General features: G+C 66.9%; 15 protein-coding genes, 1 tRNA gene and 1 pseudogene. 8 read left to right on the top strand and 9 right to left on the bottom strand.

The window, feature by feature from the left end; all coding sequences use genetic code 11:
- Positions 1–504: 504 nt before the first annotated feature.
- A tRNA-His gene (locus TX76_RS03955) sits at positions 505–576 on the bottom strand.
- 119 nt (positions 577–695) lie between these two features.
- Here TX76_RS03955 and TX76_RS03950 point away from each other — a divergent pair.
- Positions 696–1,148 carry a DUF5814 domain-containing protein gene (locus tag TX76_RS03950; RefSeq protein ID WP_049899313.1) on the top strand — a complete coding sequence of 151 codons (453 nt, stop codon included), beginning with the start codon at positions 696–698 and terminating at the stop codon, positions 1,146–1,148.
- Here the strand turns inward: TX76_RS03950 and TX76_RS03945 are convergent.
- From TX76_RS03945 to TX76_RS03930, 5 genes and pseudogenes are all read right to left on the bottom strand, one after another.
- Entirely contained in the window at positions 1,145–1,561 is a 417-nt protein-coding gene (locus TX76_RS03945; protein WP_049899311.1) for a CopG family transcriptional regulator, read from the bottom strand. The genes TX76_RS03950 and TX76_RS03945 overlap by 4 nt on opposite strands.
- 96 nt (positions 1,562–1,657) lie before the next feature.
- Positions 1,658–2,251 (bottom strand): RPA family protein, encoded by a 594-nt coding sequence (locus TX76_RS03940; RefSeq protein ID WP_049899309.1) that lies wholly within the window; start codon positions 2,249–2,251, stop codon positions 1,658–1,660.
- Positions 2,251–3,156 carry a replication protein A gene (locus TX76_RS03935; protein WP_228842301.1) on the bottom strand — a complete coding sequence of 302 codons (906 nt, stop codon included), beginning with the start codon at positions 3,154–3,156 and terminating at the stop codon, positions 2,251–2,253. Before TX76_RS03935 ends, TX76_RS03940 begins: the two co-directional genes overlap by 1 nt.
- A gap of 150 nt (positions 3,157–3,306) precedes the next feature.
- A pseudogene (locus TX76_RS18625) lies at positions 3,307–3,489 on the bottom strand (replication protein A); the annotation flags it as partial.
- 103 nt (positions 3,490–3,592) lie between these two features.
- Positions 3,593–4,162 carry a GNAT family N-acetyltransferase gene (locus tag TX76_RS03930; protein WP_049899405.1) on the bottom strand — a complete coding sequence of 190 codons (570 nt, stop codon included), beginning with the start codon at positions 4,160–4,162 and terminating at the stop codon, positions 3,593–3,595.
- A 214-nt stretch (positions 4,163–4,376) separates the two neighbouring features.
- Here TX76_RS03930 and TX76_RS03925 point away from each other — a divergent pair, with 214 nt between their 5' ends.
- Positions 4,377–4,649, top strand: a complete 273-nt coding sequence (locus tag TX76_RS03925; protein ID WP_049899305.1) for a DUF7091 family protein — start codon at positions 4,377–4,379, stop codon at positions 4,647–4,649.
- Between the two features lie 36 nt (positions 4,650–4,685).
- On the opposite strand, the gene TX76_RS03920 is transcribed toward TX76_RS03925, so the two are convergent.
- Positions 4,686–5,156, bottom strand: coding sequence for a TRAM domain-containing protein (locus TX76_RS03920; protein ID WP_049899303.1), 471 nt, complete (start codon positions 5,154–5,156; stop codon positions 4,686–4,688).
- Between the two features lie 344 nt (positions 5,157–5,500).
- On the bottom strand, positions 5,501–7,267 hold the full coding sequence (gene ilvD / locus TX76_RS03915; protein ID WP_049899301.1) for a dihydroxy-acid dehydratase: 1,767 nt from the start codon (positions 7,265–7,267) through the stop codon (positions 5,501–5,503).
- A gap of 240 nt (positions 7,268–7,507) precedes the next feature.
- Here ilvD and TX76_RS03910 point away from each other — a divergent pair, with 240 nt between their 5' ends.
- Both TX76_RS03910 and TX76_RS03905 read left to right on the top strand, forming a co-directional pair.
- On the top strand, positions 7,508–8,473 hold the full coding sequence (locus TX76_RS03910) for a glycosyltransferase (RefSeq protein WP_049899298.1): 966 nt from the start codon (positions 7,508–7,510) through the stop codon (positions 8,471–8,473).
- A 31-nt stretch (positions 8,474–8,504) separates the two neighbouring features.
- A complete protein-coding gene (locus tag TX76_RS03905) occupies positions 8,505–9,479 on the top strand; it encodes a beta-ribofuranosylaminobenzene 5'-phosphate synthase family protein (protein WP_049899296.1) in 975 nt (324 codons plus the stop codon).
- Positions 9,480–9,520: 41 nt separating this feature from the next.
- Here the strand turns inward: TX76_RS03905 and TX76_RS03900 are convergent, their stop codons facing one another.
- Positions 9,521–10,003, bottom strand: coding sequence for a YciE/YciF ferroxidase family protein (locus TX76_RS03900; protein ID WP_049899294.1), 483 nt, complete (start codon positions 10,001–10,003; stop codon positions 9,521–9,523).
- 303 nt (positions 10,004–10,306) lie between these two features.
- Here TX76_RS03900 and TX76_RS03895 point away from each other — a divergent pair, with 303 nt between their 5' ends.
- The 4 genes from TX76_RS03895 to TX76_RS03880 all read left to right on the top strand — a co-directional run bounded on the left by TX76_RS03895 (position 10,307) and on the right by TX76_RS03880 (position 14,986).
- Complete coding sequence (locus TX76_RS03895; protein WP_049899292.1) at positions 10,307–11,092, top strand: YihY/virulence factor BrkB family protein; 786 nt, start codon at positions 10,307–10,309, stop codon at positions 11,090–11,092.
- A 92-nt stretch (positions 11,093–11,184) separates the two neighbouring features.
- On the top strand, positions 11,185–12,504 hold the full coding sequence (locus tag TX76_RS03890; RefSeq protein ID WP_049899290.1) for an aminotransferase family protein: 1,320 nt from the start codon (positions 11,185–11,187) through the stop codon (positions 12,502–12,504).
- Complete coding sequence (locus TX76_RS03885) at positions 12,488–13,507, top strand: ornithine cyclodeaminase family protein (protein WP_049899288.1); 1,020 nt, start codon at positions 12,488–12,490, stop codon at positions 13,505–13,507. Before TX76_RS03890 ends, TX76_RS03885 begins: the two co-directional genes overlap by 17 nt.
- 249 nt (positions 13,508–13,756) lie before the next feature.
- Positions 13,757–14,986, top strand: a complete 1,230-nt coding sequence (locus TX76_RS03880; RefSeq protein ID WP_049899286.1) for a Zn-dependent hydrolase — start codon at positions 13,757–13,759, stop codon at positions 14,984–14,986.
- The last annotated feature ends 119 nt before the right edge of the window (positions 14,987–15,105 follow it).

Below are 15,105 nucleotides of genomic sequence, written 5' to 3'. Positions count from 1 at the left end.
ATAGCGAGAAGACTGTATTAAAAGTTGTTCCTATACTCGACGGACACACGCTGGAACCGTGGTTTCGGCGACACTCAAACAGTTCTGGCTTCCGTCCCTGGCCCGCCCCGGTATCCCGACCTGAACGCGTTCATCCATCGGACCGCCTCGCAAAAGTGGCAACGGGCACGAACTTCACACAAAACTTATTACAACGTGCGATAGGTTCTCAGATAGGATCAACGATGGGCGGTCCGTTGCGTGGCATCACCTTGTAACCGCCGCCCCGTTGATCCACCCTCCCCCCTTTGGCGTCAGCTACCGATTGGCTACGCGTCGGTGAGTGCGCAGAATCCGGCGGATAGGCCGATGTACTGTACGGGTGGGTTAGCTGAAGGAATATGAGAAGATTGTCATAGTCCGGGTGCGAGAATCGAACCACGGTCGTTCCACTCGTAGTCGCTCGCTTCGCTCCCTGATTCGATCTCGCCGTCCGGCTTTCTTCGCCACTACGTTCCGCAGAAAGTCCGGGTGCGAGAATCGAACCCGCGTCTCAGCCTCCACAAGGCTGAAGGATGACCACTACCCCAACCCGGACACGCAAATAGCAGTTCTCCCCAGCGAATAAAGTACGTTACGACTCGGGCCGCCGGGCCGTCGAACTCCGAGCGGTTCCGCGACGCTTTTGCCGGTCTCGTCCGTACGACATCACACGCGTGGCCATCACGGACAAGATCTACGTCAAGAACCACCGCCGGATCGGGTCCCAGCTCGAAACCCGGATCCCGCGGAGCGCGTTCAGCGGCGCGACCCTCGATCTGCTCTACTCCGGCGAGGGGCTCTCGAAGCTCGACGACGCAACACAAGAACGGGTGCTCGACTTCGCCGAGGACTTCCTCGACTGTGACTGCGAGTCGAACCCCTACTGTGGCCACCCCGAGCGGAAGTTCATGCGGTATCTGCTCGACCTTCGCGCCCAGGGGCTCGGCCCGGATGCCATCGTCGACGTGATGGGCGACGAGTATCTCGTGACGGCCTATCCGGGCGACGTGCTCTCCTTTCTCGACAGCTCGGTCCGCACGCTCGAAGCGATGGAGGACCTCGCGAACGTCGAGCACGACCGCGACATGCAGCAACGAGTGAGCGAACGAAAGCGCGACCTGCTCTAACCCAGTCTGAAGGGTTCCTCGCCGTCGGCCTCGTCGTCGAGCTCTTCGAGCTGGATCACGTCCTCGCCGTCCTCCTCCTCTTCGAGACGCTGGCTCAACTGGGTGACGTACCGCCGGTGCTCGTCGAGCTGGTCGCGGAGGTGCTCGGCTTCGAGTTCGAGCCGCTCGTGCTCTCGAACGTAGCTCTTCGGTACCTCGACTTTCGGCGGGAAGCTCGACCCGCTCTCTGTGGATTCGTCGTCGACCTCGTGCTCGGGGACGACCTGGACCTGACCGTCGTGGGCAACCAGCATGTCGACGTAGTTCCGAAAGACCGCCGACAGCGAGATGTCGCGCTCCTCGGCGATCTCGCGGAGCGTCTCGAAGGCGTCCTCGTTCACCCGAAACGAGATCGTCTTGTTCTTGTTGCCCATCTGGAGTCGTCCGTTGTGGCCCTGCGGACTTAATCCTTTGTCAGACGCTGGCACTGGCGGATCCGTCGTATCGAAAAGCGGTGAATCGGAGTCGCGTCAGTCGGCGTCGATCGCGACCTCGTCGGCCTCTTCGAGGCTTTCGAGCGCCGACACCGCCGCGCGCCGGTAGTTCTCGACTGGCAGATCGTAGCGCTCGGCCGCCATTCGGGCGTACTCGTTGGTATCGTCGTCGAACGCCTGGATCCGCTCGATCGTCCGCTCGGCGGCCTCGACCACCCAGCGGTCGCGGGCGTCGGCGTCGACCACGGTGATCGATTCGGGGCGAACCGCGACGTTGGTCTCGCCGTCGTCGGTCTCGAACGTTCGGGGCTTGCCCGCCACTGCGACGTACTCCGGGGGTTCGATCTCCCGAAGCGCGCTCGCGGCCTCGGGCTGGTACTGGCCGGCGTAGACGTAGAACGTCCCGGTGGGATCGACCACGCGGCCCTGCCAGTACTCCGAATCCGAGCCGACGTCTTCGGTCTCGGTCAGCGTGCCCACGAAGAAGATCCGGTTCGCGCGCTCGCCCGTCGGCAGCAGGAGGTAGACCGGCGCGCGCTCCTCGTCGCTCTCCTTGAACGTCTCGCTGCCGTCGTTGAACTCCCTCGCGAACACGCGCTGGGCGACCTCGCGGGTGGGTGCGCCACTCATTACAGCGACCTCGCTTTGATGAGCGTTTCCTCGGCGTCCGTCGGCCCGCCGAGCCGCTCGAAGTCGTTCGCGAGCACGTACCGGCCGAGAGTGGGGCCCTCGACGCGGTAGTACCCGCCGAGGACTCCCTCGCGGATCTCGTCGGCCACCACAGTAGTATCGAGCGCGTCCATCGCCATCTCCTTCGCCTCGTCGAGCGAGATGCCGGCGAGTTCTTCGGTCGCCTCCCGATCGAAGATGGTTTCGTGGACCGCGTTGCCGTCGTCGATCACGGCCTTCACCCGGAGGTCGAACTCGCCCTCGACCTCGCCGTGCTCCGAACAGCGCCCGTTCTGGAGGACGCGCGTACACCGCTCCTCGGGACACCGCTTGATGAGGCCGCTACCGCGCTGGATGTCGACCAGCGCGCCCTCCACGGTGATGGCGTCGTCACCGACCTCCATCTCCTCGTCGAGCTCCTCGATCGTGGTCGTCCGATTGAGCTTGACCGAGAAATCCCCCTCGTACTCGTCGGTCACCACGTTTTCGAGCCGGTACACCGACCCCTCTTCGAGTTCGGGCAGGTCCGACTTCGCCCACTTGGTGAACTTGAGCGTGCCGGAGGGATCGCCCAGTAGGCCGACCTGGCCGACCGACTCGCTGCGTGGCTCCCAGAGCTGGGTGATCTTCGCGGTGACGTTCACCCACTCCTCGGGCGCGTCGATCGAACCGACCTCGCGGTCCTCGCTGTCGCCACCCGACTCGGGCACGTCGAGCTCCTCGTCGAGCTCCTCGATCGTGGTCGTCCGGTTGAGCTTTACTGAAAAGCGGCCCTCGTACTCGTCGGTGACGACGTTTTCGAGCCGGTAGACCGCTCCCTCTTCGAGCTCGGGCAGGTCGGAGGTCGCCCACGCCGTGAACTTGATCGTGCTCGTCTCGTCGCCCAGCAGCCCCACCTGGGCGATCGACTCGCTTCGTGGCTCCCAGAGCTGGAGGACCTTCACCGTGAGATCGACCCACTCCTCGGGCGCGGCGATCGTTTCGAGGGTGCGTTCCTCGCTCTCGCCGCCGAGTTCGTCCCTGTTCATCCCGGCCTCGTCGAGGTAGCTGCTGGTGACGCTCCGGCGGGCCTCCTCCGCGGGGACCTTGTACTCGTTCACCAGGGTGTCGAGGCGTTCCTCGACGTCCGCGACGGTGATGTCTAACTCGTCCGAAAACTGGTCGTGGATCTGCTCCGCGTGCTGTTGTACGTCCGTCATTGGTGTTCCTGTCTCCGCTTTGTTTTCGGTGGGAGACGTACACCGCTTGGCTCCCGACGGTATAAAAAGTTCCGCGAGCGGGGTGAAAGTGAATCTGCAGACGCTACGGAGCCGACCTCGTTTCGTCGTGTTGCTCGCGTCTTTCGCGCCACTCGGTTTCGAGCAGGCCGTACTGCTCCTCGTCGACGTGCTCACCCTCGGCGAACGCCGACTCGCGTTTCGTCCCCTCGTGGGTGAAGCCGAGGCGTTCGAGTACCCGTCGCGAGGCGGCGTTCGGAGCCATCGTCACCGCCGAGATGCGATGGAGTCGAAGCTCCTCGAAGCCGTACGCGACGACGAGCTCGCACGCCTCCGTCGCGTAACCGTCGTTCTGGTGTTCGGGGTCGATCCAGTACGCGAGGTTCGCCGTGCCGCGGCCGTCGTCGACGGGATACAACTGAACGGAGCCGACCCGCTCGCCGTCGGCGCAGACGAGGAGGCTCGCCCCGTTCTCGCTGCTATCGACGTTCTCGAAGACCTCGTCGTAACGCTCTCCGTTCTGTGGTGTTCGAAACGCCGAGATGTACCGGCGGATCGCGGGATGGTTCACGCCGCGGGTGAGGAACTCGATATCCTCCTCTTCGACGGTTCTGAGTTCGATCCGTTCGCCCTCGATGAAGACCGGTCCTGGCATGGATTTTGTCTGGTCTGTCGCCTGATCGTCGGTCGAAAACGGTGCGTGCGCGAACCGGACCGATCGCCGTCGGGCGGGTGACACCACCCACCGATGGGCCCGGTCAGAAACGAGTATGGGAGGTCATCGGCTACCGTCGGCAACCATCACGCCGTGGATAGTAAGGCTTCCGGGAAGCCGACGGGCCTTTGTAGCGCGCCACGCAATCGAACCCATGAGCGACGAGCGGCGCAGAGGGTTTCTCGGGGCGACCGCGCGCGCAGCGGGTCGCCGGTTCGCGGCGGCGAAGCGCGCCTACAGCCAAGGCCAGGAACGCGCCGACGCCGAGGGTCCCTACGACGAGCACGCCCGGATCGTCTGTCGCCGCCACGCCCAGAAGCGCACCGTGGTCCTCGACGGCTACGTTCCCGACTGCTTCGAGGCTGGCCATCCCGACTGCGAGGGCTGTCTCGAAGACGTTCGCGACGGCACCGTCGAGACGTGGTGATCGAAAAGTAGCTGTCCACTCGGTCGTCGACCCGCCCTACCCGCCCCAGAAGTTCTCCCGACTACCCAGCCGCTCGCGGCGTTTCGGCCTGCCATCGCGCTCGTTTCCGTCGCCATCGTCTCCGTCGGTTTCGCCGTCCGCTGCGTCGCCCGCGTCGCCTTCGTCCTCGTCGTCCATCGGCAGGCGTTCGAGCTCGTCGGCCCTCGCGTGGTTCGAGCGGACTTTGGTGACTTTCACTCGGGCGCGTGCGTCGGGGAGCACGCCGTCGACGAAGACGATGAATCCATCCTCAGTCCGGCCGACGCCGGCCCCGCTCTCGTGGATGTCCGTCACGTCGACGATCAGCTCCTCGCCGATCTGCACGGGCTGGGACTTGAGCTCGCGGATCGGCTGGCTGTAGTGGTTGCACCACTCAGCGCCGCCCCGGTTGCCGTAGTGTTGACACCCCATCCCGGCGACCCGCTCGGAGAAACTCGGGCATTCGTCGGCGAGTGGACAGTCCGCCATGCTCGCGGTAGCGTACCCGCCCGCTAAACCTTTGCGACTCCCCACCCACCTTTTTACTTCGTCGGGTGCGCTCGCTCGTTACACTCGCTTGCCCACCGCTCTCTGCTCGCGGGCCGAAGCCCGCTCGCACGGTACGAGGGACGCTCCGCGTCCCTCGCTACTCGCAAAAATCTGGACCAAAAACACCCGCTCGCTCGGCTTCGCCTCGCTCACGGTACGACTGCTGTGCTTTCCGCACCGCAACCACGACCGCCGAAGCCCTCAACCACTCACTCCGTTCGTGGTCTCGCCCTTCATCCACCAGGACCGCAACTGCACCGCCGCCGCAACCGCACCACCCCCCGCTATTCCCGCTTCGCACTGGGGTTCGTCACCGCACCGTCGGCCGCTGAACCGAACATCGCCCCGTACTTCGCGAGCACGCCCGAAGTGTAGTCGGGATCGGGCCGCTCGCGCTCGGCCAGGCGGGACTCGATCTCGGCGTCGGTGAGGTCGACTTCGAGAGTCCGTTCGGCGACGTCGATCGTCACGCGGTCGCCGTCCTCCAGCGCGGCGATCGGCCCGTCGGCGAACGCCTCGGGTGCGACGTGACCGATCGAGAACCCGCGAGTCGCCCCCGAGAACCGCCCATCGGTGAAGAGCGCGACGTCCTCCGCGTGACCCTGGCCCGCGACCGCGGAGGTCACGCCGAGCATCTCGCGCATCCCGGGTCCACCCTTCGGCCCCTCGTTGCGAATGCAGAGCACGTCGCCGGAGTCGACGTGACCCTCCTGGACGTACTCCATCGCGCCCTCCTCGCGTTCGAACACTCGAACCGGACCCTCGTGGCGGAGGCCCTCCTCGCCAGTGACCTTGATGACCGCGCCGTCGGGTGCGAGGTTCCCCGTCAGGATCCGGATCGCGCCCTCCTCGTAGAACGGGTCCGAGACGGGCCGAAGGAAGTCGGCGTCGATCGACTCGTCGTCGGGAAGGTCGAGTTCGTTGAGCTCCTCGGCGATCGTGCGCCCGGTGACGGTCATCGCGTCGCCGTCCATGTAGCCACCCTCGACGAGCCGGCGAACCACGACCGGCACGCCCCCGGCGTCGTGGAGGTCCTTCATGACGCGCGTGCCGCCGGGCTGGAGGTTCGCGATCTTCGGCGTCCGCCGGGAGATCTCGTCGAAGGTCTCGATGTCGAGGTCGATGCCCGCCTCGGCGGCCATCGCCAGCAGGTGGAGCACGGCGTTCGTGGAGCCACCCATCGCGACCTGAAGCGCGATCGCGTTCTCGAAGCTCGCACGCGTTAGGATGTCCGACGGTTTGCGGTCCTCCGCGACCGCGTCAAGCGCGATCTCACCCGCTTCCCGGGCGACTACCCGGCGCTCGTCGCTTTCTGCGGGTGGGCTCGCACTCCCGAGCGGTGCGAGGCCGATCGCCTCCGCGATCGACGCCATCGTGTTCGCGGTGAACATCCCACCGCACGAGCCCGCACCGGGGCAGGCGCTGCGTTCGAGGTCGTCGAGCTCCTCGCGGCTCATCTCACCCTCGGCGTACGTGCCGACGCCTTCGAAGACGTCCTGGACGGTGACTTCCCGGCCCCCGTGCTCGCCAGGCAGGATCGACCCGCCGTAGCAAAACACCGACGGTAGATCGGTCCGAATCGCGGCCATCATCATCCCGGGGAGGTTCTTGTCACAGCCCGCGACGGTGACGAGGGCGTCCATGCGCTCGCCGAAGGCCACCAGCTCCACGGAGTCGGCGATCACCTCCCGACTCACGAGCGAGGCCTTCATTCCTTCAGTACCCATCGAGATCGCATCCGAGATCGTGATCGTGCCGAACTCGATCGGCATCCCCTCCGCCTCGTCGACGCCCTCGATGGCGCTCTCGGCGACCGAATCGAGGTGGACGTTACACGGCGTGATGTCGGCGGCGGGGTTCGCGATGCCGACCATCGGCGAGTCGAGGTCCGCGTCGTCGAACCCCATCGCGCGGAACATCGCTCGATGGGGCGCGCGCTCGGGGCCGTCCGTGACTTCGCGGCTCCGGAGACCCTCGGGCGATCCGGCTTCACCTCGATCCCTCGACCCGCCCTCGTGGTCCGCCTCGGGCGATTTCGGCTGCTGACTCATACCCCCGCCTCGGCGGCCAGCGGTTTATACTGTCGGTCGGCGGTAGATATGCGGTGCCGGCAGGGATCGGGTCGCCGGCTCGTGGATTTCGCCCGATCGTTCGCCCCCCGTACGTTCGATCGATCGTCCGTCGTGATCGGTTTGGGTGCTGATTCGGGGCCGTAACGGTTTGTTGCTCCGTCACGTTCGGGTGGAACCGAGTCGAACAGGTTTTGTGGCCGCCGGTGGCAGGGAGGGGCAATGGCACCCACTGTGGCCGTCGCCCACTACCCCGAGGGAGCGGGGCACGCGACCAGGATGCTGGCGGTCGCGCGCGCCCTCGAAGCCCGCGGCGCGACGGTCACGCTCGCCGGCGGCGGCCACGGTGCGCGCTTCATCGAGTTCAACGGGTACGAGCAGTTCGAACCCGCCGCCGTCGACTTCATCGGCGACTACCAGGGCGGCTCGCTCGCGCGCGTGCTCGCCAACAGCCTTCCCAACAGCGCCCACCGGGTGGCGGACTACGTGGGCTGGCTCCGACGCGAGCAGCCCGACGCGCTCGTGACCGACGACATGTTCGCCGCGATGGCGGCCGAGTTCGCCGACACGCGGCTGTTCGTCTGCACCCACAACGCCTCGTCGTACTACGACGCGGTCATCGAACAGGGCTTCACCTGGCTGCTCAACCGTCACCAGCAGTTCGCCGCGGAGGACTTCCTCTACCCATCGATCTGGCCGGCCGATCCCGGCGATCCTCCCGGTGTAACGCGTGTTCCGCCGATCGCGCTCGACGTGACGGACGGCGACGAGGGGCGACCACCCGTCGAGACCGACGTCCTCGTGGTGCCGAGCGCGTACTCGAACGGGTTCGACGAGCTCACGGATCGGCTTCGCACTGCGGGCCACGACGTGACGTTCGTCGGCAGCCCGGACTGGGAGTGCGTGCCCGCGTTGCTTCCCCATCTGCGTGCCGCCGATCGGGTGGTGTGTTCCGGCTACTCGACCGTGATGGAGGCCGCGGTCGCCGGCACGCCCTGTGTGATCTATCCGTTCACCGACGAACAACACGGCGTCTCGCGGGTCATCGAGCGCACGGGGGTCGAGGGGTTCCAGGTCGAGCACTCGATCTCCCACGTCGTCCGGGCAGTCGGCCAACCCCTCGACCCGCCGGCGTACGAGAACGGCGCGGACCACGCGGCGGCGCACGTCCTCGGCGAGCGACCGTAACCGATTTTCGCGAACGGGTCGAGCGTTCCCCATGGCGCGGGTCACGGCGGGCGCGCGGCTCCACTTCGGGTTCCAGAGCCTCGCACTCGCACGCGAACGGCTCTACGGCGGCGTCGGGTGCGCGCTCGCCGAACCCCGGCTCGTCGTCGACGCCCGGCCCGCCGAAACAGTACACGCGGACGACCCTCGGACTGGCGAGTACGCCGACCGCGCGGTCGAACTGCTCGGCGTCTCGGGTGCCGAGGTCGCGGTCCGTGAGCGACTCCCCCGCCACGTCGGCCTCGGCAGCGGCACCCAGCTCGCCCTCGCCGTGCTCGCGGCGGTCGCGCGGGCACACGATCGCGAGCCACGAGTGCGAGAGCGCGCGCCGGCGCTGGGTCGCGGGGGACGCAGCGGCGTCGGCTGTGCAGCGTTCGAACGGGGCGGGTTCGTCGTCGACGCGGGTCACCGGACCGAGCGGTTCACCGCCGACCCGCCGGCAGAGGGCGAGTGGACGGTGCCCGAACCGATCGCCCGCCACGCGCTCCCCGAGGCGTGGCGGTTCGTCCTCGTGCTCCCCGACCTCGCGGCGGGCCGGAGCGGCGAGGGCGAGGAACGGAGTCTCGAACGCGTCGCGGCCCACGCCGACCCCGCGATCACCGACGAGATCGCGAAACTGGTCGCGCGGCGGCTGCTGCCGGCGGCAGCCGAGGGATCGCTGAAGCCGTTCGGGAGCGCGATCGCCGAACTCGGTCGCCTCAACGGCGCGTGGTACGCCGACGAGCAGGGCGGCGTCTACCGCCCGCCGCTTGGCGACCTGATCGACGACCTCGGTGCGTCGGCGGCGATCGCGGGCGCGGGCCAGTCGTCGTGGGGCCCCGCGGTGTACGGCCTGACCGACGACGCACACGCCGAGGAAGCCCGCACGGCGGCCCGCGACGCGCTCGCGTCGGCGGGCGTCGACGGCAACGTCGTGGTCTGTGAACCCCGAAACGAGGGTGCGCGGATCGAGACGAACGGCAACTGAACCGGAAGGAGGCGTGGTCGTGGTGTGAGCGGACGCGAGCCTTACGAGAGCGCGTCGTAGTCGTCGACCATCTCGCCGAGTTCGTCGAGCGTTGCCTCGTCCTCCGCCAAGTTCTCACGGAGGAGGTCGGCGGCCTCGGAGCGGCCCTCGTGCTCGGCGAGGCCGACGAGGCTCTCGTAGGCCGACTGTTCGTAGCGTTCGGTCTTGACCGCCGTGACGAGGTTGTAGTAATCGAGCAGCGGCCCGCTCTCGGCCTCGTCGAGGAACCCCTCCCACTCGGTGAGCAGCCCCTCGATACCCTCGCACTCCTCGGTCTGTGGCGGTTCGTCGGTCTGCTCGAAGACCTCGACGAGCCGCTCGATGTGGTCGGCGGTCTCGTCGACGTGCTCCTCGAAGAACGCCTGGATCTCGTCGTCCGCGGTGTGTTCGGCCATCCGTTCGTACGCCGACGTGAGCTCGTGTTCGGCGAAGTAGATGTCCTGTAGCTCGTGCTCGAACAGGTCGCGGGTGTTCTGGACAGACATCGATAGGTCGTACCTCGGACGCGATCAAGACAGTTGGGGCTGTATTCGCATGCTCGCTCTCGTCCGCGAACGGAGCGACTCGGCGGCCGACCCGCGAGTGCGGACCGCACCGGGTGCGCCTGGCGTGACGCCGACGCAACCGCCCGGACGAGTCGTCGAAGCGGTTCGGTGTCGCTCGCCGGCCGAGCCATCGAAGGCCGTGGATATATTCCGCCGCTCGTCGTACCCGAACCCAGTGAGACCGGGAGACGCGGGTCGTCGATCGCGCAGCGGTGATTCCACCGTCCCGTCGAGACACCGAACATGAACGATCGCATCGCCACGCTGCCAACGATCGTCCGCCGGATCACGCGCCACGTGACCGGGAACTACGTGCCCTTTCTCGCCGGGAGCCTCGCGTACCACGTGTTCGTCGCGCTCGTCCCGGTGTCGTTGCTCTCGCTCGTCGCGGTCTCGGCGGTCGGCGGCGAGGCCGGCGTCGGCTACATGAACGAGGTGACACAGCCGTATCTCACGCCGCAGGCGCGGGCGCTGCTCGCGGACGCGATCACGGGCGCGGCGGATCGCACCGGTCTCGTGGTACTGGGTGCCGCCGCGCTGGTCTGGAGCCTCCTCAGGATCTTCCGCGGGCTCGACATCGCCTTCGCGACGATCTACGACGCGCCGACCCACGAGTCGCTCCGGCGACAGTTCGGTGACGGCGTCGTGGCCGTGCTCGCCGTGGGGGTCGGGCTGTTCGCGTCGGTGATCGTGGGTACGATCGTCGCGGTAGTTCCACTGGGACCGCTCGTGCGACTCGCCAACCCGCTGCTGTTCGTGGTCGTGCTCGCGGTCGTGTTCTTCCCGCTGTACTACGTGTTCCCGAACGTCGACGTGACTCCCCAGGAGGTGCTCCCGGGGGCAGTGGTGGCCGCGGTCGGCTGGGCGCTGTTTCACGTCGCCTTCCAGCTCTACGCCACCTACGCGATCACCCAGGAGGCATACGAGGTGCTCGGCGTCGTGCTCTCGGTGCTGATCTGGGTGTACGCGAGCATGTTCATCCTCCTCACCGGAGCGGCGGTGAACGCCGTGCTGGCGGGCCACGGCTGAGTCGCGGACCCGAAGAACGGAGTTTCGCGGAGTGAGAGGTTTTTGGATACAGTCCAAGAAAGCCTTATTATGATGGACTGCAACCACCGACCATGTCACAGCAGGCACCGGCTGCACGGAGCGACGGGACGAGCATCCCCCACTGGTACGATCCCACCGGCGACGTGCTCACGATCACCGAGGGGTCGGGCGTCACCGTCACGGACGACGCGGGGAAGGAGTACCTCGACTTCTGCTCGCAGCTGTACTGCGCCAACCTCGGCCACGACCAGGAGTCGGTGGTCGAGGCGATGGCCGACCAGGCGAGGCAGATTCCGTACGTCTCCTCGGCGAAGAGCACGCCGATCCGTGAGGAGTTGGCCGAACGACTCGCCGAGATCGCGCCGGGCGACCTCTCGCACACGTTCCTCTCGATCTCGGGGAGCGAGGCCAACGAGGTCGCGGTCCAGCTCGCCCGGGAGTACCACGACGCGCCGAAGGTGCTCACCAGGTGGCGCTCGTACCACGGCGGCACCTACGGGGCGGGGAGCCTGACGGGCGATCCCGACACCCGCGCGACGCTCGAAAACCACGCGGCGACCACCGGTGCGGCGAAGTTCCTGCCGCCGATCCCGCGGGCGTTCGACACCGACGATCCCGACGAGCTCGCGCGGCTCGCGGCCGACCACCTCGAGTTCGTGATCCGCAACGAGGACCCCGACTCGATCGCCGCGATCCTCACCGAGCCAGTAGCCGGCACCAGCGGCGGGTTCCCCGCTCCACCAGGGTACTTCGAGCGCGTCCGGGAGCTCTGTGACGAGTACGACATCTCCCTGATCGCCGACGAGGTCATCGCGGGGTTCGGCCGGTGTGGCGACTGGTTCGGGATGGACACCGAACCCGTGGATCCGGACATGATCACGTTCGCGAAGGGCGTCACGGGCGCGTACGCGCCGCTCGCGGGCGTCATCGCGGGCCCCGACGTGGGGTCGTACGTCGAGCGCGAGGGGTTCGATCTCGGCCAGACGTTCGGCGGCCATCCGGTGGCCTGCGCCGCCGGCGTCGCCGCGATCGACGCCTACACCGAGGGGCCGATCGAGAACGTCGGGGAGCTCGAACCCGTGCTCCGCGAGGGACTCGAAGACCTCGAAGCCACTCACGACGTCGTCCACGACGTTCACGGTCGGGGGTTCCTCTGGACGGTCGAGTTCGCCGATCCCGAGACCGGCGAGCCGTTCCACGATCCCCGGGTGGACGACGGTGACAACCCGGTGATGGACGTGCTCGGGGCCGCCCGCGAGGACGGCGTGCTCTTCGGCGGCGGTCGGCCGTCGTTCCAGATCATGGTGACGCCCCCGCTGATCACGAGTGACGACCAGCTGGATCGTGCGGTGAGCGTCCTCGACGGAGCCATCGATGACGTCTTCAACTAGTCACACCGCAGCGCTCGACGGCCAGGTGCCGGACGGCACCCGGATCATCAGTGCCGCCGACGTTCGCGAGTACGCGGACATGCCTGCCATCATCGACGGCCTCCAGAGCGCGTTCCGGTCGTACGAGGGCGGCGACGCGACGATGCCGCCGAAGTCGTACGTCGATCTCCCCGAGGTCAACGGCGACTTCCGCTCGATGCCGGCCCAGGTCGGCGAAGGGGCCGGCGTCAAGTGGGTCAACGTCCACCCCGACAACCCCGATCGGTTCGGGCTCCCGACCGTGATGGGGCTCGTGGTGTACAGCGATCCCGAATCGGCGTACCCGCTCGCGGTGATCGACGGCACCGAGCTCACCCGCTTTCGGACCGGGGCCGCCGCTGGCGTCGCGACCCGTCACCTCGCTCCGCCCGATACCGACTCGCTGGGGCTGCTCGGTGCCGGCGTTCAGGCCCGCACCCAGCTCGCGGCGATCGCGACCGAGTTCGACCTCGCCGAAGTCGTGGTCTCGGATCTCGACGAGAGCGCCATCGAGGCGTTCGTCGACAAGGAGTCCCACCGCGACTGCGAGATCGTCGGCGGCACCCCCGCAGAGCTCGGCCGGTGTGACGTGATCTCGACGACGACACCCTCCCGCGACCCGATCCTCGACGCCGAGTGGATCGGCGAGGGGACCCACATCAACGCGATGGGGGCCGACGCACCGGGCAAGCAGGAGCTCGATCCCGCGATCCTCGACAGCGCGGCGGTCGTCGTCGACGACTGGGAGCAGTGCTCGCACAGCGGCGAGATCAATGTCCCCGTGGCCGATGGAACGTTCACCCGGGCGGACGTGGCGGCGACGGTCGGCGAGGTCGTCACCGAGGACCGGTCGTCGCTCCGGACGGCGACGACGGTGTTCGACTCGACCGGGCTCGCGATCCAGGACATCGCCACCGCCGAACAGCTCTACACCGCCGCCGAGGACGTCGGCGCGGGCGAGATGATCGACATCGTGTCGTCGTAGCGACCGGACATCGGACGACTGCCCCGTTTGGGGCTGCTGTGGTTTCGGTCGGCCCGTGAAGCGAACGACCGACCACAGCTCGGGAGGACAATACGGACTCATGACAAACGAGAGTATTATCGGAACTTCACCGGAATCACGAACGAGCTGTCGACCAGGCCACCACGATCGATCGTTCAGCCCACCTCGAACGTCTCCCAGGAGCTTTCGTCGCTCTGGTTCGAGCGAACATCGGGTCGGTAGATACCCATGGTGACGATCGATGCGGAACGGTTTCGGGACTCGTTCGAAACGTACTCCGCGATCGGTGCCACCGAGCAGGGTGGTCTCCATCGTCTTGCGCTCACCGATGCGGATCGGAAAGCGCGCGACCGGTTCGTCGCCGACCTTCGGGAGATCGGTCTCGACGTTCGGATCGATGCGATCGGCAATGTCTTCGCGAGGCGTGACGGGACGAACGCGGATGCGGCTCCCGTTCTGATCGGATCACACCTCGACACACAGCCTCGTGGCGGGCGATTCGACGGACAGCTCGGGGTGCTTGCGGCACTGGAGACGCTTCGAACCCTCGAAGAGGAGGACATCGAAACCGAACGTCCGATCGAAATCGTCGACTGGACCAACGAGGAGGGCTCTCGGTTCCAGCACGCCATGCTCGGGAGCGCGGTTTTCGTCGGCGAACTCGGTCTCGAAACGGCGCTCGCCATGACGGATGCGGATGGGACGCGTCTCGGCGACGCACTCGAACGCATCGGCTACGACGGCGAGCACCCAGTTCGGTCACACGACCACCACGCCTACCTCGAACTCCACGTGGAGCAGGGACCGAAACTGGCGGAGCACGGAGCCTCGGTCGGCGTCGTCGACGGTGTGTTCGGGATCCGATGGCTCGAAGCAACGATTCACGGTGAGACGGATCACGCTGGCCCGACGCCGATGCACGCCCGTCACGATGCGGTGGCGACGGCGGCGGACGCCGTGAGCGAGATCAACGCCCTCCCGAACCGGCTCTCGACCGACGCGGTGACGACTGTCGGCCGGATACGAGCCGAACCGGACTCGATCAACGTCGTCCCCGACCGCGCCGAGTTCACCATCGATGTCCGTTCCGCGGACGACGATGTCGTCCAGACGGCCGCCGAGCGCGTCGCGGCCGAGCTCGCGGCGGCGTGCGAACGACATCGGACGACGTACGAGCTCGACACGGTTTGGGAAACCTCCGTCACGGAGTTCGCGCCGGAACTCCGCGAAGCGGTCGGTGACGCTGCTGCGACGCTTGACGTCGCGCACGAGCGGGTCGTGAGCGGTGCTGGACACGATGCGAAATATCTCTCCCGAATCATGCCTGCTGGAATGGTGTTTGTCCCGTCCGTTGGCGGGACGACACACAACGAAGCCGAGTTCACCGAGTGGGACGACTGTGTCGCGGGGGCCAATGTGTACGCAAACGCCGCGCTCTCGCTTGCCGGCGACGTGTGACCCAAGTCCGAACCAGGATACGGTTCGTTCGCGACGATACTGTCTCAAATCCCACTTTGTGGATTTCAGTGGGACCAAGTCCTATTTATCGACGCATATTTATATCGTAGAGTCATGGT

It is taken from the genome of Halococcus agarilyticus (assembly GCF_000334895.1).
In the GTDB taxonomy this organism is placed as follows: domain Archaea; phylum Halobacteriota; class Halobacteria; order Halobacteriales; family Halococcaceae; genus Halococcus; species Halococcus agarilyticus.
Note: the sequence above shows the minus strand (reverse complement) of the source record. Positions and strands in the feature narration are given on the sequence as shown.

Coding starts and splice junctions, on each gene's coding strand:
- TX76_RS03945 (WP_049899311.1), bottom strand. CDS start 1,561: ATGGGCAACAAGAACAAGACGATCTCGTTTCGGGTGAACGAGGACGCC.
- TX76_RS03940 (WP_049899309.1), bottom strand. CDS start 2,251: ATGAGTGGCGCACCCACCCGCGAGGTCGCCCAGCGCGTGTTCGCGAGG.
- TX76_RS03930 (WP_049899405.1), bottom strand. CDS start 4,162: ATGCCAGGACCGGTCTTCATCGAGGGCGAACGGATCGAACTCAGAACC.
- TX76_RS03925 (WP_049899305.1), top strand. CDS start 4,377: ATGAGCGACGAGCGGCGCAGAGGGTTTCTCGGGGCGACCGCGCGCGCA.
- TX76_RS03920 (WP_049899303.1), bottom strand. CDS start 5,156: ATGGCGGACTGTCCACTCGCCGACGAATGCCCGAGTTTCTCCGAGCGG.
- ilvD (WP_049899301.1), bottom strand. CDS start 7,267: ATGAGTCAGCAGCCGAAATCGCCCGAGGCGGACCACGAGGGCGGGTCG.
- TX76_RS03910 (WP_049899298.1), top strand. CDS start 7,508: ATGGCACCCACTGTGGCCGTCGCCCACTACCCCGAGGGAGCGGGGCAC.
- TX76_RS03905 (WP_049899296.1), top strand. CDS start 8,505: ATGGCGCGGGTCACGGCGGGCGCGCGGCTCCACTTCGGGTTCCAGAGC.
- TX76_RS03900 (WP_049899294.1), bottom strand. CDS start 10,003: ATGTCTGTCCAGAACACCCGCGACCTGTTCGAGCACGAGCTACAGGAC.
- TX76_RS03895 (WP_049899292.1), top strand. CDS start 10,307: ATGAACGATCGCATCGCCACGCTGCCAACGATCGTCCGCCGGATCACG.
- TX76_RS03890 (WP_049899290.1), top strand. CDS start 11,185: ATGTCACAGCAGGCACCGGCTGCACGGAGCGACGGGACGAGCATCCCC.
- TX76_RS03885 (WP_049899288.1), top strand. CDS start 12,488: ATGACGTCTTCAACTAGTCACACCGCAGCGCTCGACGGCCAGGTGCCG.
- TX76_RS03880 (WP_049899286.1), top strand. CDS start 13,757: ATGGTGACGATCGATGCGGAACGGTTTCGGGACTCGTTCGAAACGTAC.